21 protein-coding genes are annotated in these 25,465 nt (G+C 68.8%); 10 read left to right on the top strand and 11 right to left on the bottom strand.

Annotated features, from left to right (window positions below; all coding sequences use genetic code 11):
• Window positions 1-1,296: an Nramp family divalent metal transporter gene (locus AC1DNF_RS21640; RefSeq protein ID WP_478150681.1), complete on the bottom strand. Its 1,296-nt coding sequence runs from the start codon at window positions 1,294-1,296 to the stop codon at window positions 1-3.
• A gap of 318 nt (window positions 1,297-1,614) precedes the next feature.
• On the opposite strand from AC1DNF_RS21640, the gene AC1DNF_RS21635 reads away from it, so the two are divergent.
• On the top strand, window positions 1,615-2,490 hold the full coding sequence (locus tag AC1DNF_RS21635) for an SDR family oxidoreductase (RefSeq protein WP_478150732.1): 876 nt from the start codon (window positions 1,615-1,617) through the stop codon (window positions 2,488-2,490).
• A 22-nt stretch (window positions 2,491-2,512) separates the two neighbouring features.
• Here AC1DNF_RS21635 and AC1DNF_RS21630 read toward each other — a convergent pair whose 3' ends face one another.
• Together AC1DNF_RS21630 and AC1DNF_RS21625 are read right to left on the bottom strand one after the other, a co-directional pair.
• Window positions 2,513-2,938, bottom strand: a complete 426-nt coding sequence (locus AC1DNF_RS21630; RefSeq protein ID WP_478150680.1) for a hypothetical protein — start codon at window positions 2,936-2,938, stop codon at window positions 2,513-2,515.
• 34 nt (window positions 2,939-2,972) lie between these two features.
• On the bottom strand, window positions 2,973-3,413 hold the full coding sequence (locus tag AC1DNF_RS21625) for an autotransporter domain-containing protein (protein ID WP_478150679.1): 441 nt from the start codon (window positions 3,411-3,413) through the stop codon (window positions 2,973-2,975).
• Between the two features lie 12 nt (window positions 3,414-3,425).
• Between AC1DNF_RS21625 and AC1DNF_RS21620 the strand changes: the two genes are divergently transcribed.
• Window positions 3,426-4,307, top strand: coding sequence for a sensor histidine kinase (locus AC1DNF_RS21620; RefSeq protein WP_478150678.1), 882 nt, complete (start codon window positions 3,426-3,428; stop codon window positions 4,305-4,307).
• A 75-nt stretch (window positions 4,308-4,382) separates the two neighbouring features.
• The gene (locus AC1DNF_RS21615; RefSeq protein ID WP_478150677.1) at window positions 4,383-5,435 is read left to right on the top strand and encodes a pirin family protein; all 1,053 of its coding nucleotides are present in this window, start codon (window positions 4,383-4,385) and stop codon (window positions 5,433-5,435) included.
• An 11-nt stretch (window positions 5,436-5,446) separates the two neighbouring features.
• Here AC1DNF_RS21615 and AC1DNF_RS21610 read toward each other — a convergent pair whose 3' ends face one another.
• The 5 genes from AC1DNF_RS21610 to AC1DNF_RS21590 form a co-directional block, all read right to left on the bottom strand.
• Window positions 5,447-5,602, bottom strand: coding sequence for a helix-turn-helix domain-containing protein (locus tag AC1DNF_RS21610; protein ID WP_478150676.1), 156 nt, complete (start codon window positions 5,600-5,602; stop codon window positions 5,447-5,449).
• Between the two features lie 6 nt (window positions 5,603-5,608).
• Window positions 5,609-6,679, bottom strand: coding sequence for a 3-isopropylmalate dehydrogenase (gene leuB / locus AC1DNF_RS21605; RefSeq protein WP_478150675.1), 1,071 nt, complete (start codon window positions 6,677-6,679; stop codon window positions 5,609-5,611).
• Between the two features lie 38 nt (window positions 6,680-6,717).
• Window positions 6,718-7,314: a 3-isopropylmalate dehydratase small subunit gene (gene leuD / locus AC1DNF_RS21600; protein ID WP_478150674.1), complete on the bottom strand. Its 597-nt coding sequence runs from the start codon at window positions 7,312-7,314 to the stop codon at window positions 6,718-6,720.
• 5 nt (window positions 7,315-7,319) lie between these two features.
• A complete protein-coding gene (gene leuC / locus AC1DNF_RS21595) occupies window positions 7,320-8,747 on the bottom strand; it encodes a 3-isopropylmalate dehydratase large subunit (protein WP_478150673.1) in 1,428 nt (475 codons plus the stop codon).
• Window positions 8,748-8,820: 73 nt separating this feature from the next.
• Window positions 8,821-9,819, bottom strand: a complete 999-nt coding sequence (locus tag AC1DNF_RS21590) for a Bug family tripartite tricarboxylate transporter substrate binding protein (protein ID WP_478150672.1) — start codon at window positions 9,817-9,819, stop codon at window positions 8,821-8,823.
• Between the two features lie 122 nt (window positions 9,820-9,941).
• Here AC1DNF_RS21590 and gcvA point away from each other — a divergent pair, with 122 nt between their 5' ends.
• Complete coding sequence (gcvA, locus tag AC1DNF_RS21585; protein WP_478150671.1) at window positions 9,942-10,841, top strand: transcriptional regulator GcvA; 900 nt, start codon at window positions 9,942-9,944, stop codon at window positions 10,839-10,841.
• Between the two features lie 93 nt (window positions 10,842-10,934).
• A complete protein-coding gene (locus AC1DNF_RS21580; RefSeq protein ID WP_478150670.1) occupies window positions 10,935-11,519 on the top strand; it encodes a BPSL1445 family SYLF domain-containing lipoprotein in 585 nt (194 codons plus the stop codon).
• Between the two features lie 35 nt (window positions 11,520-11,554).
• Here the strand turns inward: AC1DNF_RS21580 and AC1DNF_RS21575 are convergent, their stop codons facing one another.
• The 3 genes from AC1DNF_RS21575 to AC1DNF_RS21565 form a co-directional block, all read right to left on the bottom strand.
• Window positions 11,555-12,379: a hypothetical protein gene (locus AC1DNF_RS21575; RefSeq protein ID WP_478150669.1), complete on the bottom strand. Its 825-nt coding sequence runs from the start codon at window positions 12,377-12,379 to the stop codon at window positions 11,555-11,557.
• 152 nt (window positions 12,380-12,531) lie between these two features.
• Window positions 12,532-15,576, bottom strand: a complete 3,045-nt coding sequence (locus AC1DNF_RS21570; RefSeq protein WP_478150668.1) for an FAD-binding and (Fe-S)-binding domain-containing protein — start codon at window positions 15,574-15,576, stop codon at window positions 12,532-12,534.
• A 4-nt stretch (window positions 15,577-15,580) separates the two neighbouring features.
• On the bottom strand, window positions 15,581-16,285 hold the full coding sequence (locus AC1DNF_RS21565) for a GntR family transcriptional regulator (RefSeq protein WP_478150667.1): 705 nt from the start codon (window positions 16,283-16,285) through the stop codon (window positions 15,581-15,583).
• 126 nt (window positions 16,286-16,411) lie between these two features.
• Here AC1DNF_RS21565 and AC1DNF_RS21560 point away from each other — a divergent pair, with 126 nt between their 5' ends.
• The 5 genes from AC1DNF_RS21560 (at window position 16,412) to AC1DNF_RS21540 (ending at window position 25,297) form a co-directional block, all read left to right on the top strand.
• A complete protein-coding gene (locus AC1DNF_RS21560; protein WP_478150666.1) occupies window positions 16,412-17,653 on the top strand; it encodes a pyridoxal-phosphate-dependent aminotransferase family protein in 1,242 nt (413 codons plus the stop codon).
• A 26-nt stretch (window positions 17,654-17,679) separates the two neighbouring features.
• On the top strand, window positions 17,680-18,657 hold the full coding sequence (locus tag AC1DNF_RS21555) for a tripartite tricarboxylate transporter substrate binding protein (RefSeq protein ID WP_478150665.1): 978 nt from the start codon (window positions 17,680-17,682) through the stop codon (window positions 18,655-18,657).
• Between the two features lie 4 nt (window positions 18,658-18,661).
• A complete protein-coding gene (locus tag AC1DNF_RS21550) occupies window positions 18,662-19,435 on the top strand; it encodes a fumarylacetoacetate hydrolase family protein (protein ID WP_478150664.1) in 774 nt (257 codons plus the stop codon).
• 180 nt (window positions 19,436-19,615) lie between these two features.
• Entirely contained in the window at window positions 19,616-24,868 is a 5,253-nt protein-coding gene (locus tag AC1DNF_RS21545) for an amino acid adenylation domain-containing protein (protein WP_478150663.1), read from the top strand.
• A gap of 69 nt (window positions 24,869-24,937) precedes the next feature.
• Window positions 24,938-25,297, top strand: a complete 360-nt coding sequence (locus AC1DNF_RS21540) for a FlxA-like family protein (protein ID WP_478150662.1) — start codon at window positions 24,938-24,940, stop codon at window positions 25,295-25,297.
• The last annotated feature ends 168 nt before the right edge of the window (window positions 25,298-25,465 follow it).

The raw sequence follows: 25,465 nt of genomic DNA, 5'->3' as shown, positions 1-25,465 counted from the left end.
TCAGGCGACCGACACCACCAGCAGCGCCAGCGAGGCCGCCCCCATTGCCGCGGTGGCGAGCCAGCCCAGCGTCTTCCACTTGAGCGGCAGCACCATCTTGCCCATCACCTTGGCGCTGGAGGCGGCGATCATGACCGCCACCATCACCGGCACCGAGATCACCGCATTGATCACCGCCGCCCAGTAGAGCGCGGAGATCGGATTGAGGCCCCCCAGGCTGATCGCCATGCCGATCGCCATGGCCGCGGCGAGGATGCCGTAGAAACTGCGGCCCTTGGCGAGCGGCAGGTCCAGCCCCTTGCGAAGATGGAAGTAGCTCGCCACCGCGTCCGCCGCGGACCCTGCGAGCACGGGCAGCGCCAGCATGCCGGTGCCGAGGATGCCGAGCGCGAACAGCACGAAGGCGGTGTCGCCGGCCAGCGGTCGCAAGGCCTCCGCGGCCTGAGCCGTGGTCTCGATGTGGGTATGGCCGCTGGCATGCAGCGTGGCGGCGGTGGCGATGATCATGAAGAAGGCAATGAGGTTCGAGAAGCCCATGCCAACGACGGTATCGATACGCAGGCGGCGCAACTGTCGGCGCGCCTGCTCGGGCGCGATCCGCAGTGCGTGGTCCTGCGGCACGCGGCGGATCTCCTCGCATTCCTGCGACGCCTGCCAGAAGAAGAGATAGGGGCTGATGGTCGTGCCGAGGATGGCGACGACCGTCGTGACGTAGTCCTTGTCCCACTGCAAGCTGGGCGCGAAGGTGCCCCTCATCGCGGCGGCCCAGTCGACCTTGACCGAGAACACCACGCCCACATAGGCGAAGAGCGACAGGGTGAGCCACTTGAGCACGCGCACATAACGTTCGTAAGGCAGAAAGACCTGCAGCAGCAGCGACACCAGCCCGAAGCCGGCGGCATACCAGGCGGGGCGGCCATGCAGCACCAGCGCGGCCGAGTCGCCCATGGCGCCGAGATCGGCACCGAGGTTGATCACGTTCGCAACCACCAGCAGCAGCACCAGCGAAGCCACGAGCCAGCGCGGGCAGAAGCGGGCGAAGGTCTCGGTCAGGCCCTTGCCGGTCACGCGGCCGATGCGCGCGCTGGCGAGCTGGATGCCCACCATCAGCGGATAGGTGAAGAGAAGGGTCCAGCCGGCCCCGTAGCCCAGTTGCGCGCCGGCTTGCGAATAGGTGGCGATGCCGCTGGGGTCGTCATCGGCCGCGCCGGTGATCAGGCCAGGGCCGAGCTTGTCCCACCAGCGCTCCTCGGCGCTGGAAGGGCTCGCGTCGACGCTCGTCGGTGGTGTGCTCATGGGGGCTCCGGAGGAAGGGAGGCAGCTTGCGCCGACGCCGGCGCCCGCACGCATAGGTTCGGGCGCCGGCGCCATGTGGGAATTCATCGAGTCTACGCGGCTCATGCGGCATCGGATGACACGGCGCGCGGCGCCGGCGGGTCTAGGGTGAGTGCTTCTTTCACCCTCTCCCCACTCATTCGCAGGAGCCGTCATGACACCACCTTCCAAACACACTCCCGATGCGAAGCGGGCGTCGCAGGTCAGCACCGCAAGGTGCAGCGCGAGCAGGACGCCAAGGACCGCGCGACGAGCAACACCCCCGGGCACAAGCGTCCGATGCAGGCCGGCCACCGCCCGGAGCCCGAGAACCCGATGCCCGCGCAGCACCTGAAGAAGCCCGGTATCGAGGCCGACATGGTGCTGCAGCCGCTCTTCATGGCCTCGGGCTACCTCGGCAGCGGCAAGCTCAACGGGATGGCGGCGCTGGTAACGGGCGGCGACTCGGGCATCGGCCGCGCGGTGTCGATCCTTTATGCGCGCGAGGGCGCCGACGTGGCGATCGTCTACCTGGCCGAGGAGCAGGTCGACGCGGAGGAGACCCGGCGCTGCGTCGAGGCGGAGGGCAGGCGCTGCGTGCTGATCCCGGGGGACGTGCGCGACCCCGCCTTCTGCAACCGCGCGGTCGAAGAGACGCGGCAGGCCTTCGGCAGGCTCGACATCCTCGTGAACAACGCGGCTTTCCAGCTTCACGCCGCCGCCATCGAGGACATCACCGACGAGCGCCTGGACCTGACGCTGCGCACCAACGTATCGGGCTACTTCCAGATGGCGCGGGCGGCGGTGCCGCATCTGCCGAAGGGCGGCTCGATCATCAATACCGGCTCGGTGACCGGGCTGGAGGGCAGCGCGCACCTGCTGGACTACTCGACCACCAAGGGTGCCATCCATGCCTTCACCAAATCACTGGCGAGCAATCTGCTGGACAAGGGCATCCGCGTGAACGCCGTCGCCCCCGGCCCGGTATGGACGCCGCTGAACCCGGCGGACAGCTCGGCCGAGGAAGTGAAGGACTTCGGCGGGCAGACCGACATGAAGCGCCCGGCCCAGCCGGAGGAACTGTCGCCGGCCTATGTGTTCCTGGCGGCGCCCTGCTGCGCCAGCTACATCACAGGCATCGTGCTGCCGATCACGGGGAGCGTGGGCGGCATCTGACGCGCACGCGGCGCCGGGGCGTTCAGTGCGACCACGGCGCGGCCATGTCCTGTGGCCGGCGCAAGGCTTCCAGGCGCCGCGCCTTCGCTCGTCTTCGCAGGATGGGACGCACGATGCACATCTGCAGGCACACCAGCGCCAGACTCCAGAGGCCACCGTTGCAGACCATGGCCAGCAGCCATTCGATCAGCATGGTCGGATCGAGCGCCGGATTGACGGCGCTCACGCTGTTCAGCAACCACCGCGCGGGCCGCTCCAGCAGCGTCAACGCGCCGATCAACAGCCGCTCGCGCAGGCCCGGCGCCGATGCGGACAGGTCGGGCAGCAATTCAACCAGGCACAGCACGTTGGCGACCACCGCGAAGAGATGCAGGGGCACCACCACGAACGCCGTGCGCAGCAGCAGTGACCCGAAGCCGGGGAGCTGACTTTCGGGATCGCTCGACATGCGATGCTCCGTGCGCGGTCCGACCGCTTCGTTCTCACCACTTCAGGGCCAGCTCGACCATGGTCGCCGCGACGTTGGGCTGCCCCTTGCCGCCGGTGCCGTACGAAGCCTTGGTGCTGAGCCTGGCATTGGGCGAGAGCTGCGTGCTCAGTCCCAGGCCGACGGCCGGCAGCCCGCCATCGGCCACGCCCGCGCTGAAGCTGCCGCCCTCGCGGCCCGCTCCGTTCACGCTGTGCTGGTAGTCCAGGCTGGCGAAGATCGAGGTGGTCGACGAAATCGCATGGCTGAAGCCGACTTCCAGTTCGCCCCAGGTGCCCCGCATGTGCGAGTCGAAGGCCAGGGGGCCGGCGGCGGTCTGGTAGCTGACGCTGGTGTCGCCGGAGAACTCGTGCCAGGCGTTGAGCCGCACCCATGCGGAACCCGTCGCCACGGTCGAGCCCGGCTCGTACCACTTGCGCACCACGCGCGCGCCCACGCGGCCACGCGTGTGGCCGAGACCAGCTATCGACGTGAAAGACAACGGGCCTATGCGCTGGCGCGACGCGGCGAGCGCGAACTGGAGGCCGAGGTCCGCATGCGAACCAAGAAGCTGGCAGAGACCAACGCGGCGCTTCGCGGCGAAGTGGCCCGCCGCAGCGCCCTGGAGGGCGGACTCGTGAACTCGCTGGAAGCGGAACACGCGGCGCTGGAGCAGCAGCGGCAGTTCGTCTCGATGGTGTCGCACGAATTCCGCACGCCCCTGGCGGTGATCGGAGCGACAGCGGATTCCCTGCGTCAATCGCCGCTGGGCAACGACAGCTTCATCAAGCCGCGCATGGAGAAGATCAAGCGCTCGGTGGATCGGCTCTCGCTGCTCATCGAGAACGTGTTGACCAAGGACAAGCTGGACATGGGCGTGCTGTCCATCAAGCAGCGCGAGTCCTTCGAGGCCCGCGAGCTGGTGCAGGGCGTCGAAGCGGCGATCGGCGAACGCGAGGGTCAACGCCTCGACGTGAAGACCGCTGCCGCATCGATCCCTCTTCATGGCGACAGGGCACTGCTGGAGATCGTGCTCCAGAACCTGGCGCAGAACGCGCTCAAGTACTCGCCGCCGGACAGCGAAGTTGCCATCACCGTCGAAGCCGACGATCAGGTGGCGCGGATCGACGTGCGCGACAGGGGCGCCGGCATCCCCGCGCAGGAGCAGGCGTATCTTTTTCAGAAGTACTTCAGGGCCAGCGACCATCGGCGCAGGCCGGGCACCAGCCTCGGCCTGCACATTTCCCGCGAGGTTGCGCGCCAGCACGGCGGCGACGTCGAGCTGGTACGCAGCAACGAGAACGGCTCGCTGTTCCGGTTGTCCTTGCCGCTCGCGCGGCGAGACGCGTAGATTGTTGCGCCCATCGCGCCACTGCGTCCTGCGCGCGGCTCTTTCGCGGCCATGTGTCGCCCCCACATGAGGCGCATGAGCACCACCAGCCCCATCCTCCAGATCAAGGCCCTCGGCTTTCCGTGGGAGACGATCGACCCCTTCCTCTTCTGCGTCTACCACGACGACGCTTATCCGCGCGCCAACCCGCAGATGGGCCCCGACGCCCCGCTGGCGGGGCGCGACCTGGGCCGGGACTTCAGCCGCAAGGACGGCTGGAGCATGTACCACGGCCATCCGGTGCCCGGCTTTCCGGGGCATCCGCACCGCGGCTTCGAGACCGTGACCATCGTTCGCAAGGGCCTGGTCGATCATGCCGATTCGCTGGGCGCGGCGGCGCGCTTCGGTGGCGGCGACGTTCAGTGGCTCACGGCCGGCAAGGGCATCGTGCATTCCGAGATGTTCCCGCTGCTGGATACGGGCGCGCCGAATCCGCTGGAGCTATTCCAGATCTGGCTGAACCTGCCCCCGCGCAGCAAGATGGCCGAGCCGCATTTCACGATGTTCTGGGCCGAGGACATTCCGCGCTTCACCGCGACGGATCCCGACGGCCGCACGACGCAGGTCGCGAGCATCGCCGGGCGCATCGCGCCGGCGGACGGCGCTCCCGGCGCCAGCGGACCGCTGGCGCCGCCGCCGAACTCATGGGCCTCGCAGCCCGATGCCGACCTTGCCATCTGGACGATCCGGATGGAGGCCGGCGCGCGCTGGACGCTGCCGGCCGCGAAGGGCGAGGGCACTCGGCGCAGCCTGTATTTCTTCAAGGGCGGCTCGGTGCGCATTGGCGTTGAACCCGTGGATGCGCATGCCGCCATCGAACTGCGCGCCGACGCCGAGGTCGAGCTGGCCAACGGCGACGCGCCGAGTGAATTCCTGGTGCTGCAAGGCCGTCCGATCGGCGAGCCGGTGGCGCAGTACGGCCCCTTCGTGATGAACACGCAGGCCGAGATCGCGCAGGCCATGGCCGACTACCGGCGTACCCGGTTCGGCGGCTGGCCGTGGGGCGATGACGCGCCGGTGCATGGGCGGGATCCGGCGCGCTTCGCGCGGCATCCGGATGGGCGCGAGGAGAAGCCGCAGGGCGTGTGACGCGGCGCAGCTCAGGAGAGTTGAGCGATCAGCACCGACGCAGGTGCACCGATCGCCTTGCAGACGGCGACGAATTCGATCACATCGAGCTGACGTTCGCCGTTCTCATACTTCGAGACGAACGATTGGGGACGCTTCAGGCGCTGCGCGACCCGCACCTGCGTCAAACCGGCTCAAAGGCCCAACGCCCCCACCACCGCCTCCCCCATGTCGCGCGTCCCCACGCGCTCGCACCCCGGCTGGAAGATGTCGCCCGTGCGCAAGCCCTTCGCCAGCACGGCGCGCACCGCCTTCTCGACACGCTCGGCATGCTCGGTCAACCCGAAGGAGTAGCGCAGCATCATCGCCATCGAAAGAATGGAGGCGAGCGGATTCGCCAGGTCCTTGCCAGCGATGTCGGGTGCCGTGCCATGCACCGGCTCGTACAGGCCCTTGGTGCCCGCGGCCATCGATGCCGAGGGCAGCATGCCGATGGAGCCGGTGAGCATCGCGGCGGCGTCGGAGAGGATGTCGCCGAAGATGTTGCCGGTCACGATCACATCAAACTGCTTGGGCGCGCGCATGAGCTGCATCGCGGCGGCATCGACAAAGAGATGGCTCAGCGCCACGTCCGGATACTCCGCGCCCACCCGCGTGACGACCTCGCGCCAGAGCTGCATCACCTCCAGCACATTGGCCTTGTCAACAGAGCACAGCTTGCGCCCGCGCGCGCGCGCCGTGCGAAAGGCCACATGCGCGATGCGCTCCACCTCGGGCTCCGAATAGCGCATGGTGTTGAAGGCCTCGCGCTCGCCGCGCGCGTTGATGCCGCTGCCGCGCGGCTCGCCGAAGTAGACGTCGCCGGTGAGCTCGCGCAGGATCATCAGGTCCAGGCCTTCGACCACCTCGGGCTTGAGCGTGGAGGCCCCCACCAGTTCCGGAAAGAGAAAGGCCGGCCGGAAGTTCGCGAACAGGCCCAGCTCCTTGCGCAGCCGCAGCAGGCTCGCGCCCGGGCGCATCGCGAAAGGGATGGCCTCGTCGCCGGGCATGCCGGCCGAACCGAAGAGGATGGCATCGGCCTTGCGCGCGATCTCGCTGGTGGCCGCGGGCAGGGGGTCGCCGGCGCTGTCGATGCCGGCCTGGCCGATGGGCGCCTCGACCAGCTCCAGCGCATGCGCCGTGCCGAGCACGGCCTTCAATACCTTCACGGCCTGCGCCGTCACTTCGGGGCCAATGCCGTCGCCCGGCATCACTGCGATCTTCATCTTGGGACACTTCTTTCTGAACAGGGGAGGTGGGAAGCTCAGGCCATGCGCTCGCGCTCGCGCTCGAAGGCGTCGATGCGCGCGGACTGGCTCAGCGTGTAGTCGAGTTCGTCGAGGCCTTCGAGCATGCAGTGCCGCGCGAAGGGATCGACGTCGAAGGCGTCCTCGCTGCCATCGGGCGCGCTCACGGTGCGCGCGACAAGATCGATGCACAGGTGCGCGCCGGGCGCGCGCCGCAGCATGTCCAGCAGGGCGTCGACCCGGTCTTCGGGCAGGCGCACCGGCAGCAGGCCGTTCTTGAGCGCGTTCGAGAAGAAGATGTCGCCGAAGCTCGGCGCGATGACGGCGCGGAAGCCGCCGTCGTACAGCGCCCACACGGCATGCTCGCGCGAGGAGCCGCAGCCGAAGTTGCGCCCGGCCACGAGGATGCGCGCGCGGGCGTACACCGCCTCGTTGAGCGGGAAGTCGGGCCGCGGCGCACCTTGCGCGTCATGGCGCACATCGTGGAAGAGAAAATCGCCGAAGGGGGCCGAACGCGGCTTCTGCAGGTAGAGCGCGGGCACGATCTGGTCGGTGTCCACGTTGACGCGGCCCAGCGGGGCGGCGATGGCATCGAGTCGGGTGAAGGCTTCCATGGTGTTCAATGTCCCCGCATCAAGGCGCGGACGTCGACGAGACGCCCGGTCACGGCCGCGGCGGCCGCCATGGCCGGACTCATGAGATGGGTGCGCGCACCCGGCCCCTGGCGGCCGACGAAATTGCGGTTGGAGGTGGAAGCGCAGCGCTCGCCCGGCGCGACCTGGTCGCCGTTGGTGCCGAGGCACATCGAGCAGCCGGCGTGGCGCCACTGGAAGCCCGCCGCGCGAAACACGTCGTCCAGGCCTTCCGCTTCGGCCTGCCGCTTGACGAGGCCGGAGCCCGGCACGACCCAGGCCTCGACGCCCTCGGCCACGCGGCGCCCGCGCGCGACCTCGGCGGCACCGCGCAGGTCCTCGATGCGGCCGTTGGTGCAGGAGCCGATGAAGACGCGCTGCACCGCGATGTCGGTCAGCGGCTGGCCGGCCCGAAGGCCCATGTAGGCGAGGGCGCGGCGCATGGCGGCGCGGCGCTCGTCGTTGCCCGCGTTCGCGGGGTCGGGCACATGGCCGGAGATCGGCAGCACGTCCTCGGGGCTCGTGCCCCATGTCACCATGGGCGCGATGTCGCCGGCGGCAAGCGTGACTTCCTTGTCGAACGACGCCTGCGCATCGCTGGGCAACAAGCGCCAGCGCGCGACGGCCTCCTGCCACGCGGCGCCCTGCGGCGCGTGGGGGCGGCCGGCAAGCCATTCGAAGGTGGTGTCGTCGGGCGCGATCATCCCGGCGCGCGCGCCGGCCTCGATGGACATGTTGCACACGGTCATGCGCGCTTCCATCGAAAGCGCGCGGATCGTTTCGCCGGCGTACTCGATCACATGGCCGATCGCGCCGGCGGTGCCGAGGCGGCCGATGACTACGAGGATGATGTCCTTGGCCGTGACACCCGCGCCCAGCCGTCCCTCGACGTTCACGCGCAGCGTGCGCGGCTTGCGCTGCCACAGCGTCTGCGTGGCCAGCACGTGCGCCACTTCCGACGCACCGATGCCGAAGGCCAGCGCGCCCAGCGCGCCATGCGTGGAGGTGTGGCTGTCGCCGCAAACCATCAGCGTGCCCGGCAGGCTCAGCCCCTGCTCGGGTCCAACCACATGCACGATGCCCTGGCGCTCGTCGCCGAGGCCGAAGAAGCGGATACCCGCGTCGGCGCAGTCGTCCTCCAGGGCCTGCGCCATCGCGCGCTTCTCAGGGTCGGCGATCTTGTCGAGCGAACGCGCGTCGGTGGGCACATAGTGGTCGGGCGTCGCGAAGGCCCGCTGCGGCGCGCGCACCCCGAGGCCCTTCTGGCGCAGCATCTCGAACGCGGGGGCCGAGCCGTCCTGCACCAGGTGGCGGTCGACGTAGAGCAGGCTCTGGCCGTCGTCACGCCGCATGACGACGTGCCGCGCCCAGATCTTGTCGAACAGGGTGCCCGGCGGCGAAGTTGTGAGAGTCATGAAGGAAGATCCATTTCAGGAACCCCGCGGAACCGGCTCCGCCGGGCGAGACGAAGGGCGCGCAGCCTGGGGGTCAATCCAGTTTGGCGCCGGACAGACGCACGATCGATTCGTAGCGCTTGATCTCGGAGACGATGAACTGGCCGAATTCTTCCGGCGTGCCGCCGCCGACCTCGGCGCCGAAATCGGCCATGCGCCGCCTCAGCTCGGGCGACTGCAGCGCCAGGTTGGCCTCGGCGTTGAGCTTGTCGATGATCGGGCGCGGCGTGCCGGCCGGGGCCATGAGCCCGTACCACGACGACGCGTAGACGCCCGGCAGGCCGGCCTCGTCGAAGGTGGGCACGTTCGGCAGCTGCGGGTTGCGCTTCTTCGACGCCACCGCCAGCGCGCGCAGCTTGCCCGCGGCGACGAAGGGCAGGCAGGTGGTGGTGTCGAGCATCAGCGAGATGTGGCCCGCCACGAGATCGGACTCGGCCGGCGCGGTGCCCTTGTAGGGCACATGCACGATGTCGATCTTGGCGGCGCTCATGAACTGCACCGCGGCCAGATGCTGCGAGGAGCCGATGCCGCCGGAGCCGTAGTTGAGCTTGCCGGGATTGGCGCGCGCCATGTCGATCACGTCCTGCACGGTCCTGGCCGGCGAATCCTCCGGCACCACGAGGATGTTCGGCACGTTCGACACGTAGACGATCGGCGCGAAGTCCTTGATGGGGTCGAAGCCCAGCCGCGAATAGAGGTGGACGTTGACGGCGTTCGGGCTGATGGACGCCATCAGCAGGTTGTAGCCGTCGGGCTTCATGCGGGCCGCCATCTCGGTGCCGATGTTGCCCCCGGCGCCGCCGCGGTTGTCGACGACGATGGGCTGTCCGAGCCGCCTCGCGATCGGCTCCGAGATCATCCGGGCCGTGGTGTCGACGCCGCCGCCGGGAGGCCAGGGCACCATGAGCTTGATGGGCTGCGTCGGGTAGGCCGCCGCGCCGGACTGGGCCCCCGCCGTGCCCGCGGCGAGCGTCACCGCCAGCAGGCAGGCCCTGAGGCCAAGGTGCGCGCAGGCATGCGCTTTCTTCATCATAGTCTTGTCTCCGGTCGGTCTTTGAATGGCCTCGATGCTATGTTGTGAAGCCGCCAGCCATCAATGACAATTAAGGCATGCATCGCATGACTAAAGCTCATGCCTCAACCAGGGTTCCCACCATGTCGCGTCGTCTTCCGCCCCTCAATGCCTTGCGCGCCTTCGAGGCCGCCGCGCGCTGCGGCAACTTCACGCGGGCGGCCCAGGAACTGTTCGTCACGCAAGGCGCGGTGAGCCGGCATGTGGCGACACTGGAGGACTGGCTGAAGGTTCGGCTCTTCGACCGCGGGCGCCACGGCATCCAGCTCACGCAGCCGGGGCAGGCCTACTTCGGCACCGTGCGCTCGGCCCTCGACCAGATCGAATACGGCACGCGCCAGCTGCAGGCCAGCCCGGACGAGCGGCGCCTGCGCATCAAGCTGCCGCCCACTTTCGCCATCCGCTGGCTGGTGCCGCGGCTGGCGCGCTTCCATGCGCTGCATCCGCGCATCGACGTGCAGATCACCACCTCACACCAGCGCGCGGACTTCGCGCATGAAGAAGTGGATGTGAGCATTCATTCCGAGTCCAGCCCGCCGGAGGGTCCGGGCTACCGGCGGCTCTTCGGCGAAACACTGCTGCCGGTCTGCGCGCCGGGTCTGCTCGAGAGCGGGCCGCCGCTGGCCAGGCCCGCCGACCTCGCCCGCCACGTGCTGTTGTGCTCGATGAACCGGCCGAAGGACTGGCCGACCTGGCTCGCCGCCGCGGGGGCGCCGGGCATCGATGGCAACAGCGGCCTCAAGTTCGAGAATGCGGCGCTGGCCTACCAAGCGGCGGCGGACCGGCTGGGCGTGATGGTCGCGTTGCATGCCTTCGTGCGCGACGACATCGCGGCCGGCCGGCTGCTGGCGCCCTTTGCGCTGCAGGTGGAAACGCAGGGGGCCTACTACCTCGCGTACGACAGCGAGCGGCCCCTGCCCGAGCGGGTGCAGGCCTTCGAGAGCTGGATCCTGCAGGAGGCGGCGCAAGCCTCCCTTCCCTGATCGCCCGACTTCGCGTAGGAGGGCTTCTCAAGCGCGCCTGGAGGCACTCTTGCCGATCTACCATCTGGAAAGAATCTTCGAAAGGATCTCTCCATGTACACCAAACACCTCCGCACTTTCGGCGCCGTCGCCGCCGTCGCGCTCTGCAGCATCGCCTTTGTCGGCTGCACCACCACCCGTCCGGACGACCGCGCCAGCGCGACCTCGTCACGCAGCTCCATCGACGCCCAGGTCGATGCCACGCTGTCGAAGCTGTACGACACCGTCGCCGGTTCGCGCGAACTGGTGGGCAAGTCCAGGGGCGTGCTGGTGTTCCCGGCGGTCGTCGGTGCCAGTCTGGTCGTGGGTGCCGAATACGGCCGCGGCGCGCTGCGCGTGGGCGGCCGCACGCAGGGCTACTACAGCACCACCGCGGGCTCGATCGGCTTCCAGGCCGGCGCGCAATCGAAGGCGGTCATCTATCTGTTCACCACGCAGGAAGCGCTGGACAAGTTCCGCAACAGCAGCGGCTGGACGGCGGGCGTGGATGCCACGGTGGCGGTCGCGACCATCGGCGCCAACGGCAACATCGACACCAACACGATGCGCCAGCCCGTGGTCGGCTTCGTGCTGACCAATGTGGGCCTGGAAGCCGGTGTCTCGGTGCAGGGCGCGAAGATCTCGCCGGTCCGGTTGTAGCAGGAGGACCCGGGCCGCGTGCCCGGGTGGCGGGATCAGAATCGCGCCTTGAGGAAGGCCGACGGCCCCCTGAGCTTCACGCGCAGGCGCGCGCTGGCCTCCCCGTTGTCGAAGTCCCGCTTCAGGTCGATATCCGTCACGTTGTACGAGAGGACCACGCCGACGTTCTTCACGGGGAACCACTCGACCCCGAGCGCGGCGTTGTAGATGCTGCCGTGGAAGTTGCCGTTGCTCTTCCACACGCCCGAAGCGTCGGCGAACAGCCGCAGGTCGGGCGTGATCGCATGGCGCACCCCCGCCTGCAGCAAGGGTGCGACGGCGTCGTCCCTGTCACGCTGGGAAACGATGCCGGTCGTGCCATCCACCGAGGCGAGGGCATGGGTGTCCAGCGTCGCACGGTAGTAGGCCGCGCCGGCGCCAAGGCCCAGCACCGTGTTGCCGGTACCGATCCACCATTGGTAGGCCAGCTTGGCAAAGTCCAATTGCAGGCCGAGATCCACGTTGCCCACTGCGTTCAGCTGCGCAGAGCCGAGCGCCGCGCTGCCCGCGAAGGAGCGCGAGTAGTCGCGCCTGTAGCGGAAGTAGTCGAACGAGAATCCCTGGCTGTCTCCAAGCAGCAGGTCGGCCTGGATGCGCGGCATGGTCACGTTGCTGTGGCCGATGTCGCCCGTGTCCAGCCTGCCGAAGCGGGTGTTCACCGAAGCGTTGAGCGTCGGATCCGCATCGAAGGCGCCGATCGAGAAGCTGAAGCGGTCCAGGGCTGGAGAAGGCTCGGCGCGAACGCGCGGCGCCACGAAGAAGGCGGCGACGGCCAGCGTCGCGAGCGCGCACAGCCTTGCGGCCACAGAGTGACAGGGCATGGTCGGGATCCTGACGTGCTGTTCGTGCGGCATGCCGGCTGCGTCTGTCATGCTTGCCGCGCTACTCCCTGGCGCTGCTTCAATCTAGGGCCATGCGGCGGCGTGCCAATGCGCGCACGACCACTGCGCGTGTAGGAATCGACTGGCGCGCGTCAGGCGCGCAGGGTATCGAGCAGGCGCGCGACATGCACCGCCTCGCGCTGCGCGCCGTCGGCAATCTGGTGGCGGCAGCTCGTCCCGTCGGCCACCACGATCGCATCCGGGTTCTTGCGCACCGCGGGCAACAGGCCGGCCTCGGCCATCTGCATGGACACCTCGTAGTGCGACGCCTCGTAGCCGAAGCTGCCGGCCATGCCGCAGCAGGAACTCTCGATGAGTTCCGGCTTCGCGCCCGGAATGAGCCGAAGCACGTCGAGGATGGGACTCACCGCGCCAAAGGCCTTCTGGTGGCAATGACCGTGCAGCAGGATCGGCTGGCCCGCGGCCTTGAACGAGAGCTTGAAGCGGCCGGCCGCCGCCTCGCGCGCGATGAACTCCTCGAACAGCAGCGCCTGCATCGCCACCGTCTCGGCCTTGGCGCCCAGGCCCATGGCCAGGGTCTCGTCGCGCAGCGTCAGCAGGCAGGAAGGCTCGAGTCCGACGATCGCGATGCCCGCCTCGGCCAACGGCAGCAGCGTATCGATGAGCGCACCGGCGCGCGCCTTCGCCTCGGCCACCATGCCGCTGGCCAGGTAGGTGCGGCCGCAGCAGTGGTGGCCGCCCGCCTTCTCGACCGTGTGCAGCAGGTAGCCTGCGGCCTTCAGCACCCGCGCGGCGGCAAATGCGTTCTCGCTCTCGAAGATGCCATTGAAGGTGTCGACGAAGAGCACGGCGACCTTGCGTCCGTTGCATGCCGATGCGATGGCGACCTCGCGGCTCACGAACATCGATGCATCCCTGGCGTGCCAGAAGGTGTCGCCGCGCCATGTGGGCAGCGAGCGTTTCGCGGAGATGCCCAGCAGCTTCTGCGCCAGGCGCGCAGCGCCCGGCACGGTGTTGCGCAGGTTCATCAGCCAGGGCACGCGGCTCGCGGCATGGGCGTACTCCGGCAGGCGGGCGACCAGCTTGTCCCGCAGGCTGTGCCCGTGCTTCTTCTTGTAGTGGTCGAGAAACTCGATCTTCATCTTCGCCATGTCGACGCCCGTGGGGCAGTCGCGCTTGCAGCCCTTGCAGCCCACGCACAGGTCCATCGTCTCGTGCATGGCCTCGCCGGTGAAGGCCTCGGGGCCGAGCTGGCCGGAGAGCGCGAGGCGAAGCGTGTTGGCCCGCCCGCGCGTCAGGTGCTTCTCGTCGCGCGTCACGCGGTAGCTCGGGCACATGGTGCCGGCGTCGAACTTGCGGCAATGGCCGTTGTTGTTGCACATCTCCACGGCCATGGCGAAGCCGCCCGTCACGTCGCCGCCGGTGCCGGGCTCGGTCGTGACCTCGGTCACCGGGTCGGCCCGCACGTTCCATGCGGACCAGTCGAGCACGGGCACCAGCGCGATGCGCCTGTAGGGGCGCGGGGCGGTGGCCGGCGCGAAGCGGAACAGCGCGCCGTCGTCCATCTTCGGCGGGTCGATGATCTTGCCGGGGTTGAAGAGGTCGATCGGGTCCAGCTTGTGCTTGATGGCGCGGAAGGCTTCGTTGATGGCGGGGCCGAATTGCCATTCGATCCATTCGCCGCGGCACAGGCCGTCGCCGTGTTCGCCGCTGAAGGCGCCCTTGTACTTGCGCACCAGCGCGCTCGCCTCTTCGGCGATGGCGCGCATCTTCGCCGCGCCATCGGCGCGCATGTCCAGGATCGGCCGCACATGCAGCGTGCCCACGGACGCATGGGCATACCAGGTGCCGCGGCTGCCGTGGCGGGCGAACACCTCGGTCAGGGCATCGGTGTAGTCGGCCAGGTGCTCGAGCGGCACGGCGCAGTCCTCGATGAAGCTCACCGGCTTGCCGTCGCCCTTGAGGCTCATCATGATGTTGAGGCCGGCCTTGCGCACCTCCCACAGGTTCTTCTGCCGGGCATCGTCGGCCATCTCGACCACGCTGCCCGGCAGGCCGAGGTCGCCCATCAGTTCCACCAGCGCCCGCAGCCTGGGCAGCAGCGGGGCCTTGTCGCCGCCCGCGAACTCGACCAGTAGGATCGCCGCCGGGCGGCCGATCAGCGCGGTCTCGACCGTCGGGCGGAAGGCGGGGTTGGCCAGGGCAAGCTCGATCATCGTGCGGTCGACCAGCTCGACGGCGGTGGGCCCGAGCTTCACGATGTGCTGCGCCGAATCCATCGCCTCGCGGAAGCTCGGGAAGTTGACGATGCCGAGCACCTTCGCGCGCGGCAGCTCGGCCAGCTTGAGCGTGAGGCTGCGCGTCAAGGCCAGCGTGCCCTCGGCGCCCACCAGCAGGTGCGCGAGGTTGACGCTGCCGTCGCTGGTGTAGGGCTTCTCGCTCTGGTTGTCGAAGATGTCGAGGTTGTAGCCGGCGACGCGGCGCATGACCTTGGGCCAGCGCGCATCGATCTCGCCGCCGAGCTGCCAGGCGAGCTGCCGCACGGTGGTCGCGATGTCCGTCGCGCGCGCGCGCAGCGTGGCCACCGGGCCGAAGTCGACCAGTTCGCCATCGGAGAGCCAGGCGCTCGCGCCCAGCACGTTGTGGACCATGTTGCCGTAGGCGATGGAGCGCGAGCCGCAGGAGTTGTTGCCCGCCATGCCGCCGAGCGTGGCCTGCGCGCTGGTCGACACATCCACCGGATACCAGAGCCCGTGCGGCCTGAGCTGCGCGTTGAGGTGATCGAGCACGATGCCGGGCTCGACCGTGGCGGTGCGGCCCTCGGGGTCGAGAGCCAGCACGCGGCGCAAGTACTTGCTGTTGTCGATCACCAGCGCCGCGCCGGTGGTCTGGCCGCACTGGCTGGTGCCACCGCCGCGCGCCAGGACCGGCACCTTGAGATCGCGCGCGATGTCGATGGCCATGGCCACGTCGCGCTCGGTCCTCGGCACCAGCACGCCCGCCGGCATGATCTGGTAGATCGACGCGTCGGTCGCGTAGCGTCCGCGCGATGCATCGTCGAACAGCACCTCGCCCTGCGTCTCGGCTCGCAGCCTGCGCGCGAGCGCCTCGCAAGTCTCGTTGGGCGGAAGAACGGTGCCGGCCGGCTGGAGATGGCTCGCGGGGTCGATGCGCATGGGTCTAGCTCTTGGCGTTGGCGTTCGTTCGGGCTGGGGGATAGATCTCGCCGGCGCGCATCAGCTCCAGCACGGTGTCGCGCTTGCGCAGCAGGTGTTCGACGAGCACCGAGCGCATCGCCGCCGCGTCGCGCGCGGCAAGGGCCTCGATCATCCGTTCGTGTTCGGCGACCGCGTTCTTCCACTTCGCCTCGTTCTGGTTGGTGCGAAAGCGCAGCGACTGCACGCGGGCATTGATGGAGCGGTAGGTGCTCGCCAGCACCGGGTTGCCGGCGGCGTCGTTGATGGCGGTGTGGATGCGCGCATTGATGCGGTAGTAGCCGGAGAGATCGCGCCGCGCGAAGCAGGCCATCATTTCGTAGTGCAGGGCGCGCAGTTCGGCGAGCGCTTCGTCGCTGATGCGCCGCGCCGCGAGTTCGCCCGACAGGCCTTCGAGCGCGGCGAGCAGTTCGAAGGTGTTGAGCACATCCGCCTCGGTCAGCCTGACGGCCACCGCGCCGCGGTTGGGCAACAGGTCCACCAGGCCTTCGGCGGCCAGCAGCTTGATGGCTTCGCGCAACGGCGTGCGCGACACGCCCAGCTGCTCGCACAGCTCGCGCTCGTTGAGCTTGGCGCCGGGCGCGATCAGCCCCTCGACCAGCATCGTGCGCAGCCGCGACGCCACCTGGTCATGCAGCGCGAGGCGCGAGATTTCAATGATTTCTGCCATGGATCGATTCTCTTGAATGCATTTTGAATGCAAAGTTGGGGTGTCTCAAGCCTGTGCTTCTAGGGGATAACCTGCATGCCGGTTTGATTTTTGAATGCAAAACTGAATAAAGAAAGGACAGCTCCGATGCTCCAACTCGATTTCCATCCCACCGGCAGGCACTTCCTGCAGATCCCCGGCCCGAGCCCCGTCCCGGACCGGATTCTGCGGGCGATGAGCCTGCCCACCATCGACCACCGCGGTCCCGAGTTCGGGGCCCTCGGCTTGCGGGTGCTCGCGGGCATCCGGCAGATTTTCAAGACCCGGCATCCGGTGGTCATCTACCCGGCTTCGGGCACCGGCGCCTGGGAGGCTGCGCTGTCCAACACGCTCAGCCCCGGCGACCAGGTGCTGATGTACGAGACCGGCCACTTCGCCACGCTGTGGCAGAAGATGGCGACCCGGCTGGGCGTCGCCACCGAGTTCCTGGCCTGGCCCGGCAGCGACGCGCAACTCCCGAACGCCGCGAGCTGGCGCCACGGCGTGCAGGCGGAGCTGATCGAGGCGCGCCTGCGCAAGGACACCGAAAGGAAGATCAAGGCCGTGTGCGTGGTGCACAACGAGACCTCGACCGGCGTCACCTCCGACATCGCGTCCGTGCGCAAGGCCATCGATGCGGCGGGCCATCCGGCGCTCCTGATGGTGGACAGCATCTCCGGGCTCGCCAGCGCCGACTACCGGCACGACGAATGGGGCGTGGACGTGACGGTCAGCGGCTCGCAGAAGGGCCTGATGCTGCCTCCGGGCATCAGCTTCAATGCGCTCTCGCCGCGCGCCATCGAGGCGAGCAGGAGCGCCAGGCTGCCGCGCGCCTTCTGGGCCTGGGACGAGATTCTCGAGATGAACAAGGACGGCTACTGGCCCTATACACCGAACACCAACCTGCTCTACGGCCTGGCGGAGTCGCTGGAGATGATCCTCGGCGAGGGGCTGGAGAACGTCTTCGCGCGGCATCTGCGCTGGGGCGCGGGTGTGCGCGCGGGGGTCGAGGCCTGGGGCCTGCCGATCCAGTGCGCGGACCCGGCCCTGTACTCGCCGGTGCTCACCGGCGTGATCACGCCGGAGGGTGTCGATGCCGACGCACTGCGCCGCCTCATCCACCAGCGCTTCGACCTCTCGCTCGGCACCGGCCTGGGCAAGCTCAAGGGCCGCATGTTCCGCATGGGCCACCTGGGCGACAGCAACGACCTGACGCTGGTCGCGATGGTCGCCGGCGTGGAGATGGGCCTGAAGCTCTGCGGCGTGAAGCTCGCCGGCAGCGGGGTGCAGGCCACGATGGACCACTTCGCCAGCCACGCGGCGACGGCCGCGCTGCGCCAGGCGGCCTGAGCAACAACAACAACGGAGACAAACCCATGCAACGACGTTCCCTCATCCAGGCGGCGGGCGCCGCGGTGGCCGCCCTGGGCGCGCCCGCCATCTTCGCGCAGGAATGGCCCTCCGGCCCGGTGCGCATCGTGGTCGGCTTTCCGCCCGGCGGCGGCACCGATGCGCTGGCCCGCGTGGTGGCGCAGAAGCTCTCCATCATGTGGGGCCAGTCGGTCATCGTCGACAACAAGGGCGGCGTGGCCGGCGTGCTCGCGGCCGAGTACGTGTCGCAGCAGCCCAGCGACGGCAGCACGCTGATGATGGCGCACATCAACAGCCACGCGCTCGCGCCCAGCCTGCAGCCCAGGCTGCGCTACAACGTCGAGCGCGACTTCGTGCCGATCGTGCTGGTGGGCGTGACGCCCAATCTGCTCATCGCCAGCCCGACGCAGAAGGCGGTGACCGTCAAGGACATCGTGGCCCTCTGCAAGGCCGAGCCCGGCAAGGTGAGCTTCGGCTCGGCCGGCGCGGGTTCGGCGCAGCACATGGCGCTGGAGATGTTCAAGCTGCAGGCGCACGTCGATGCGCTGCATGTGCCCTACAAGGGCAGCGGCCCGCTGCTGGCCGACCTGATGGGCAGCCAGATCCAGTACAGCTTCGAGACCATGACGGCCGCCACCCCGCACGTGAAAAGCGGCAAGGTGATCGGCGTGGCGCAGACGCGGCTCAAGCGCGCCAAGGGCCATCCGACGATTCCGACCATGGACGAGCAGGGCTTCCCGGGTTTCGATGCCACCACCTGGTACGGTCTGGCCGGCCCGGGCAAGCTGCCCGCCGACATTGCCGACAAGATCAATCGCGACGTCAACACGGTATTGGCGATGCCGGATGTGCAGGAGCGCATGGACATGTATGGCGCCGAGGACGGCGGCGGCTCGCGGGAGAAGTTCGCCCTGTTCATCCGCAGCGAGATCGCAAAATGGGCCAAGGTCGTCAAGGACGGCAACGTGAGGGTGGAAGGCTAGGATGATGATGGGCAAGACAGTGGACGGGTTGGTGAAAGCGCTCGCGTCGGCCTGGCGCGAGGGCCGCGCGATCAGCGCCGCGCCGTGGCACGACAGCGTGATGGATGCCGCGCAGGCCTATGTCGCGCAGGAGCGCCTGGCCGATGCCATGGCATGGTTCGGGGCTGCTGCGATGCCTGTGCACTGGAAATCCGGCGGCGCTTCGCGCGAGGCCGTGCTGACCCATGCGCCGCTGCCGCCCGCCGGCGTGAGATCGAGTCCCGCCAGCTTCGGCGACATGCGCTTCAACACGCCGGGCATGGAAAGCGAGATCGCCTTGCGGCTGGGCGAAACCGTCACGCCCGAGCGCGCGGCCGCGCTCACGCCGCAGAACGCGGGCACGGTGGTCGACGCGATGACGGTCTCGATCGAGATCGTCGACTCCCGATGGGAAGAGGGCTCTCTGGCACCCGCCCTGCTGCGCCTGGTGGATCTGCAATCCCACGGCGCGCTGGTGCTGGGCGAATGGGTGCCTTACGCCGCGCGCGACTGGGCGGCGCAGCGCTGCGAAACACACATCGGCTCGCGCGAGCCGCTGGTGCACATCGGCACCCATCCGCTGGGCGACCCGGCGTGGGGCCTGCCCACCTGGTTGCGGCATGCGACGCGCGACGGTCGCAGCGTGCCGGCGGGCACAGTGGTCACGACCGGTTCGTGGGTGGGACTGCTGCCGCTGGCGCCTGGCGACTCGGTGCGCGTCGAATTCCCGGGCATCGGGCACGCCGAAGCCAGACTCTGAGCGCGGCCGAATCGCGCGCAGGTCCCTGAAAAGGACTGATCCCATCGGCGCGTAGGCGAACTACTACACGGTCAGGCGACCGATGCGCGCGCTTGAATCCCCTTCGACACACATAATGAAGAAATCTTCCTTCTTATTGCCTGTCGAGGTCTCGGCATGCGCCATCAACGGCCTGATCCGGTGCTTTACTCGCAATCCACTCCCTCGCTCCCGCCACTTCGCGTCGCCGATCATGGCGATACGCTGGCTTCCGTCTTCGAAGCGCGATGTCGCGCCCATGCTCAGAAGCTGGCCTTCGCCTTCCTGACGGACGCCAGGACACCGCCGGCGCAGACGAGCTACGAGCAGTTGCTGCGCGATGTCCGGCAGACCGCGGCATGGCTCGCGACATCGACCCGGGTGGGCGACCGTGTGTTGCTTGCCTTTCCGCCGGGGCTGGACTTCGTGCGCGTCTTCTGGGCCTGCTTGCTCAGCGGCCGTGTGGCGGTGCCGGTGCCGTCCCCCGATCCGATGCGCCTCCATCGCGCGGCGCCACGCCTGCGCAGCGTGATCGCCGATTCGCGCGCCGCGCTGGTGCTGAGCACCGCCTCGCTGCTCGATGCAGCCGCCGCGGCGCTCGACCCCGGCACCTTCGCCATGGCCCGCTGGCAGGCGCTGCCCGATGCGGCGCGGCTGGCGGCCGACCCGCGGCCCTTCGAGCCGCCGCCGCTCGGGCCGAACACCCTTGCCTACCTGCAGTACACCTCCGGCTCGACCTCCTCGCCGCGCGGCGTGCGCCTGAGCCATGCCAACGTGCTTGCGAATACGCGCGCGCTGATCGCGGCGGGCCGATGCGACGACACCACCCGCGCGCTGAGCTGGCTGCCGCATTTTCATGACTACGGTCTGGTCTGCGGCGTGCTGACGCCCGTCCTCGCGGGTGCGAGCAGCTTCCTCATGTCGCCTGTCAGTTTCGTGCGCCGGCCGCTCGGCTGGCTGGAGGCGATCGGCGAACATCGCATCACGCACTCGGGCGCGCCGGAGTCGGCCTTCGCGGCCTGCCTGCAGGCGCTCGGAGGCAAGGCCGTCGAGGCACGTCTGGACAGCCTGCTGTGCCTGAGCTGCGGCGCCGAACCGATCCGCGCCGACACGGTCGAGAAGCTGCTCGCGGCTTTCGGGCCCGCGGGCTTGCGCCCCGAAGCCTTCATGCCGTCCTACGGACTTGCCGAGGCGGTACTGGGCGTGTCTTCCTCCACCTCCGACACACCGCCGCGCATCGTGGCGGCGGATCCTGCCGCCTTGCTGCACAACCGCTTCGAGGCCGTGCCGGCGCATGCCTGGAGTCCGCGCGAAGTGCGTCGGCTGGTGAGTTGCGGCCGCGCGATGCAGGACACCGCGATCATGATCGTCGACCCCGACACCAGGCAGGTCCACGCCGATGGCGCGATCGGCGAGATCTGGGTGCGCTCGCCCAGCGTGGGCGGCGGCTACTGGATGCAGCCGGAGGCCAGCGAGGCCAGCTTCGGCGGCTATCTGCCCGATGGCGCGGGGCCCTTCCTGCGCACCGGCGATCTCGGCTTCCTCGACCAGGGCGAGCTGTTCGTCACCGGGCGGCTGAAGGACCTCATCATCGTCCACGGCGAGAACCACTATCCGCAGGATCTCGAATGGACCGCCGAACGCGCCCACCCCGCGCTTCGTCCCGGACACGGCGCCGCATTTGCGATCGACACGTCCGCGGGCGAGGCGGTGGTGCTGACGCTCGAACTCGACCGGCGCGCCGCCGCCACCGACACGCAGGCCGTCTTGCGCGAAGTGCGCCGCGCGATCGCGCTCGAACACGGCGTGACGGTGCACACCGTGGCCCTGGTGCGCGCCGGCACGCTGCCGCGAACGTCCAGCGGCAAGATCCAGCGGCAGAGCTGCCGCGACGCCTTCCTCGCCGGCGAGCTGTCGCTGATCGCTTCGACGGGCGCCGATGCGGATGACACGGCGGCCCCGCAGGAGCACGCGGGCGGCGAGAGTCGCCCTGGCCACCTGATGCCGCGCGACACCAACGAGCAAGCCGTGTGGGATATCTGGGCGGAAGTGCTCGGCACGCGCGCATTCGGCGTGCACGAGAGCTTCTTCGATCTCGGCGGGCATTCGCTGCGCATGACGCAGGTGCTCTCGCGCGTCCAGGCGCACTTCGGTGTGGAGCTCCCGCTTGCCGGCTTGTTCGAGTATGCGAGCGTCGCGGCAATGACGGTGGAAGTGGCAAGGCACCTGCGGGACGCGCGGGCGCCCGGCATCGGCGACGGCATCGCACGCGTGGCCCGCGGCGCGGCCCTGCCCGCCTCGCTCTCGCAGCGCCGCATGTGGGTGATCCAGCAGTTCGAACCCACCTCCACGGCCTACAACGTGCCGATCGCGATCCGCCTGCGCGGCGCCTTCGACCTGGCCTTGTGCCAGCAGGCTTTCGATTCGATGGTGACGCGGCATGAAGGCCTGCGCACCTGCTTCGTGATGGGCGACAACGAGCCGATGCAATGGATCGAGCCTGAGCTTGCCGTGCCGATCGAGTTCATCGACCTGAGGCATCTGCCCGGCGCGCAGCGCAATGCGCACGCGCGGGCGCTGCTGGCGCACCGGGCGTCGCAGTCCTTCGACCTTTCGAAGGCGCCGCTGCACCGGCCAACCGTGCTGCGGCTGGACGAACGCGAGCATGTGCTCTTCTGGCTGATGCATCACGCGATCACCGACAACTGGGCAGCCGCGCTGCTGATGCGCGAGGCCTTGAGCGCCTACGCCGCGCTGGTGGAAGGCCGGGCCCCGATGTCCGCGCCGCCGCCCATCGAATACGCGGACTACGCGGCCTGGCAGCGGCACCCGGATTCCGTGGAGGCTCGCCGGCCGCATCTGGCCTACTGGCGCGAGCGCCTGCGCGACCTGCCCGACCTCGACCTGCCGACCGACTTCCCGCGTCCGGCCAAGGCGAGCTTCAAGGGCGCGCGCGCCTCGGCCGAGCTGCCGCGGCGACTGCGTGAGGCCATGCGCGAATTCGGCACCCGCGAGGCCGTCACTCCCTTCGTCATCCTCCTGTCGGCCTTCGCCCTGATGCTGTCGCGCCAGACGAAGAGCGAAGACGTCTCGGTGGGCATACCGATCGCCAACCGCCACCGCTTCGCCGCGGAGCATCTGGTGGGCACGCTGGTCAACACGCTCGTGATGCGCACCGACCTGTCGGGCAACCCCGGTTTCACGCAGCTCGTGCACCGCGTGCGCAGGAATGCGCTTGAAGCATTCACGCACCAGGACGCGCCCTTCGATGAACTCATCGACGCGCTCGGACACGATCGCAGCCTGCGGCCCGAAGGGCCGGTGCGCGTGCTGTTCAACGTGCTGAACGCGCCCGTCGGGCAACTCGATTTTTCCGGCCTGGAAGTCGACGAATTCGACTTCGAGCGGACGGCCGCCCAGTTCGACCTTTCGATGCACGTCGACACCGAGTTCACGCAGCGCATTCATCTCGAATATGCGACGGACCTCTACGCGGCGGCGAGCGCGACGCGCATGCTCGAGAACTATCTCGCGCTGGTCGACCGCCTGCTTGCGCAGCCGCAGCGCCCTCTGTCCGAGCACGAAATGCTGTCGCCTGCGCAAATGAACCTCCTGCGGCACGGATGGAACGGCGCCCGCGCGCCACTGCCAGCGCAGCTGCTGGTGCACCGCCATGTCGACATCGAGGCGCCGGAGATCCAGGCGCGCGTGGCCGTCATCGATGCCGATGGCGCCCAACTGAGCTATGGCGACATCGGCGCGCGCTCGAACATGCTCGCCCGCGCGCTGCGCGAGCGCGGCATCGCGCGGGGCCAGCGCGTCGGACTGTGCATCGAACGCGGTCCGGAGATGCTGATCGCCCAACTGGCCGTGATGAAGTCCGGCGCGGCCTACGTGCCGCTGGACCCCGAATATCCGGCTGACCGGCTGCGCTACATGGCGGCCGACGCCGACCTCGCCGCGGTGCTGACGCGGCGCGACACCGGCGCCATTCTCGAAGGCCTCGGCCTGCCGATGCTGCTGCTCGACGACACCAGCCTGACGAGCGGCATGTCGAGCCGGGCGCTGGACCCCAGGCCGGGTCTGGATCCCACACCGGCGGACGACGCCTACGTGATCTACACCTCGGGCTCCACCGGTCAGCCCAAGGGCGTGCGCGTGCCGCACCGCGGCGTGGTCAATTTCCTCGCGGGCATGCGGAAGATGCCAGGCCTCTCGGCCGACGATTGCGTGGTGGCCATCACCAGCCCGTCCTTCGATCCCTCGGTGCTCGACCTGATGCTGCCGCTCGCCGCACGCGCCAGACTCGTCATCGCGTCCCACGCGCAGACGCAGGACCCGGTGGCACTGCGCGCCCTGCTGGAGCGCCATGGCGCGACCTTGCTGCAGGCCACCCCGTCCGCATGGCGCATGCTCATCGAAGCCGGCTGGATGGGAGCGCCGGGCTTTCGCGCGCTGATCGGCGGCGAGGCACTGCCACCGATCCTGGCGGAGCGCCTGATGGAGCGCACGGGCGAACTCTGGAACATCTACGGCCCGACCGAGACCACGGTCTGGACCACCGCCTGGAAGGTCGAGTCGCCACGCAAGGGCATCGCGATCGGACGGCCGATCGAGAACACGACCGTATGGCCGCTCGATGAACACGGCCACGTGTGCCCGATCGGGGTGCCGGGCGAACTGCATGTGGGCGGCGCAGGCGTCACGGCCGGCTACTACCAGCGCGAAACCCTGACGACCGAACGCTTCGTCGAGGACCTGTTCAGCGGCGACGCGGGTGGCCGCCTCTACCGCACCGGCGATCTCGGCCGCTGGCGGCACGACGGGGTGCTCGAACACCTGGGACGCGCCGACCATCAGGTCAAGCTGCGCGGCTACCGCATCGAGTTGGGCGAGATCGAGTCCGCGCTGCTCGACCACTCCGGCGTGGCCCATTGCGTGGCGGTCACGCGCGCGCGCAGCGAAGAGGACGTGCGGCTGGTCGCCTACCACGTCGCCCGCGATGGCGAGTCGCCGAGCCCGGCCGCGCTGCGCGAGCACCTGCGCGCGCGCCTGCCGCAGTACATGATCCCGCAGCACTTCGTGCGGCTCGACGCGATGCCGCTGCTGCCCAACGGCAAGATCAACCGCGCCGCGCTGCCCGCGCCAGACATGGAGATCGTGCTGGCCGACGGCCGCGCCTACATCGCGCCGGCGACGCACAGCGAGGAGGTCATCGCGGGCATCTGGTCGGAGCTGCTGGGCGTGGAGAACGTGGGCCGGACCGACAACTTCTTCGACCTCGGCGGGCATTCGCTGCTCGCAATGCGCTGCGTGGCTGCCATCGACGCGCTGCTGGAGTGGAAGGTCGCGCCGCGCCGGCTCATCTACGAGAGCCTGCAGCAGGTGGCGCACAAGGAGAACGCGCAGATCTGATCACGGGCCCTCAAGTTTTCGCGAGCCGTGCCGATAACCGATCATGATCGTTCAACGAATGGGTGAAGCATGGTCTCCGCAGTAGGGTCGGTAAGTGGGAGTTCGGGTGTCGACAGCAGCAAGATCAGCGCGCAGATCGCCGCGCTGCAGCGCCAGGCGACCGCGTTGCAGAAGCAGTCGAGGGATCTGCAGAAGACCCTCACGACCATGGCCGAAGGCGATGCGAAGAAGGCCGTCCAGCAGCAGCTCACCGAGTTGACGAACGAGATCCAGATGATCCAGCAGCAGATCGGGCAGCTGCAGCAACAGGCCGCCAGGCCGGTCCAGGACAACAGCATCAAGGCGCTCGAAAGTGCCAAGGCCGCGGCCAAGACCACGCGAATCAACAGCAACGCGCTGGTCGGCGGCAGGATCGATACGGAAGTCTGAGGCCGGGCGGGCTTCTAGACCGAAGTTCCTCCAATCGCCGAGCGAGTTTGTCTTTGCACGACAAGCACTTGGCGTGAGTTTGGGGTTCCGGTTTCTGTCTACAGACGGATCTGCTGGAGCAGATCGAGCGCGCGTTGTTGTTTCGCGTTGGGCGTAGTGAGGACCTCG

It is taken from the genome of Variovorax sp. 01T432 (assembly GCF_056398605.1).
This window is presented reverse-complemented; position numbering and strand designations above follow the sequence as displayed.

Excerpts from the sequence above, each read along its gene's own strand:
- AC1DNF_RS21640 (WP_478150681.1), bottom strand. The coding sequence starts at position 1,296 with ATGAGCACACCACCGACGAGCGTCGACGCGAGCCCTTCCAGCGCCGAG.
- AC1DNF_RS21635 (WP_478150732.1), top strand. The coding sequence starts at position 1,615 with ATGCAGGCCGGCCACCGCCCGGAGCCCGAGAACCCGATGCCCGCGCAG.
- AC1DNF_RS21630 (WP_478150680.1), bottom strand. The coding sequence starts at position 2,938 with ATGTCGAGCGATCCCGAAAGTCAGCTCCCCGGCTTCGGGTCACTGCTG.
- AC1DNF_RS21615 (WP_478150677.1), top strand. The coding sequence starts at position 4,383 with ATGAGCACCACCAGCCCCATCCTCCAGATCAAGGCCCTCGGCTTTCCG.
- leuB (WP_478150675.1), bottom strand. The coding sequence starts at position 6,679 with ATGAAGATCGCAGTGATGCCGGGCGACGGCATTGGCCCCGAAGTGACG.
- leuD (WP_478150674.1), bottom strand. The coding sequence starts at position 7,314 with ATGGAAGCCTTCACCCGACTCGATGCCATCGCCGCCCCGCTGGGCCGC.
- leuC (WP_478150673.1), bottom strand. The coding sequence starts at position 8,747 with ATGACTCTCACAACTTCGCCGCCGGGCACCCTGTTCGACAAGATCTGG.
- AC1DNF_RS21590 (WP_478150672.1), bottom strand. The coding sequence starts at position 9,819 with ATGATGAAGAAAGCGCATGCCTGCGCGCACCTTGGCCTCAGGGCCTGC.
- gcvA (WP_478150671.1), top strand. The coding sequence starts at position 9,942 with ATGTCGCGTCGTCTTCCGCCCCTCAATGCCTTGCGCGCCTTCGAGGCC.
- AC1DNF_RS21580 (WP_478150670.1), top strand. The coding sequence starts at position 10,935 with ATGTACACCAAACACCTCCGCACTTTCGGCGCCGTCGCCGCCGTCGCG.
- AC1DNF_RS21575 (WP_478150669.1), bottom strand. The coding sequence starts at position 12,379 with ATGCCCTGTCACTCTGTGGCCGCAAGGCTGTGCGCGCTCGCGACGCTG.
- AC1DNF_RS21570 (WP_478150668.1), bottom strand. The coding sequence starts at position 15,576 with ATGCGCATCGACCCCGCGAGCCATCTCCAGCCGGCCGGCACCGTTCTT.
- AC1DNF_RS21565 (WP_478150667.1), bottom strand. The coding sequence starts at position 16,285 with ATGGCAGAAATCATTGAAATCTCGCGCCTCGCGCTGCATGACCAGGTG.
- AC1DNF_RS21560 (WP_478150666.1), top strand. The coding sequence starts at position 16,412 with ATGCTCCAACTCGATTTCCATCCCACCGGCAGGCACTTCCTGCAGATC.
- AC1DNF_RS21555 (WP_478150665.1), top strand. The coding sequence starts at position 17,680 with ATGCAACGACGTTCCCTCATCCAGGCGGCGGGCGCCGCGGTGGCCGCC.
- AC1DNF_RS21550 (WP_478150664.1), top strand. The coding sequence starts at position 18,662 with ATGATGGGCAAGACAGTGGACGGGTTGGTGAAAGCGCTCGCGTCGGCC.
- AC1DNF_RS21540 (WP_478150662.1), top strand. The coding sequence starts at position 24,938 with ATGGTCTCCGCAGTAGGGTCGGTAAGTGGGAGTTCGGGTGTCGACAGC.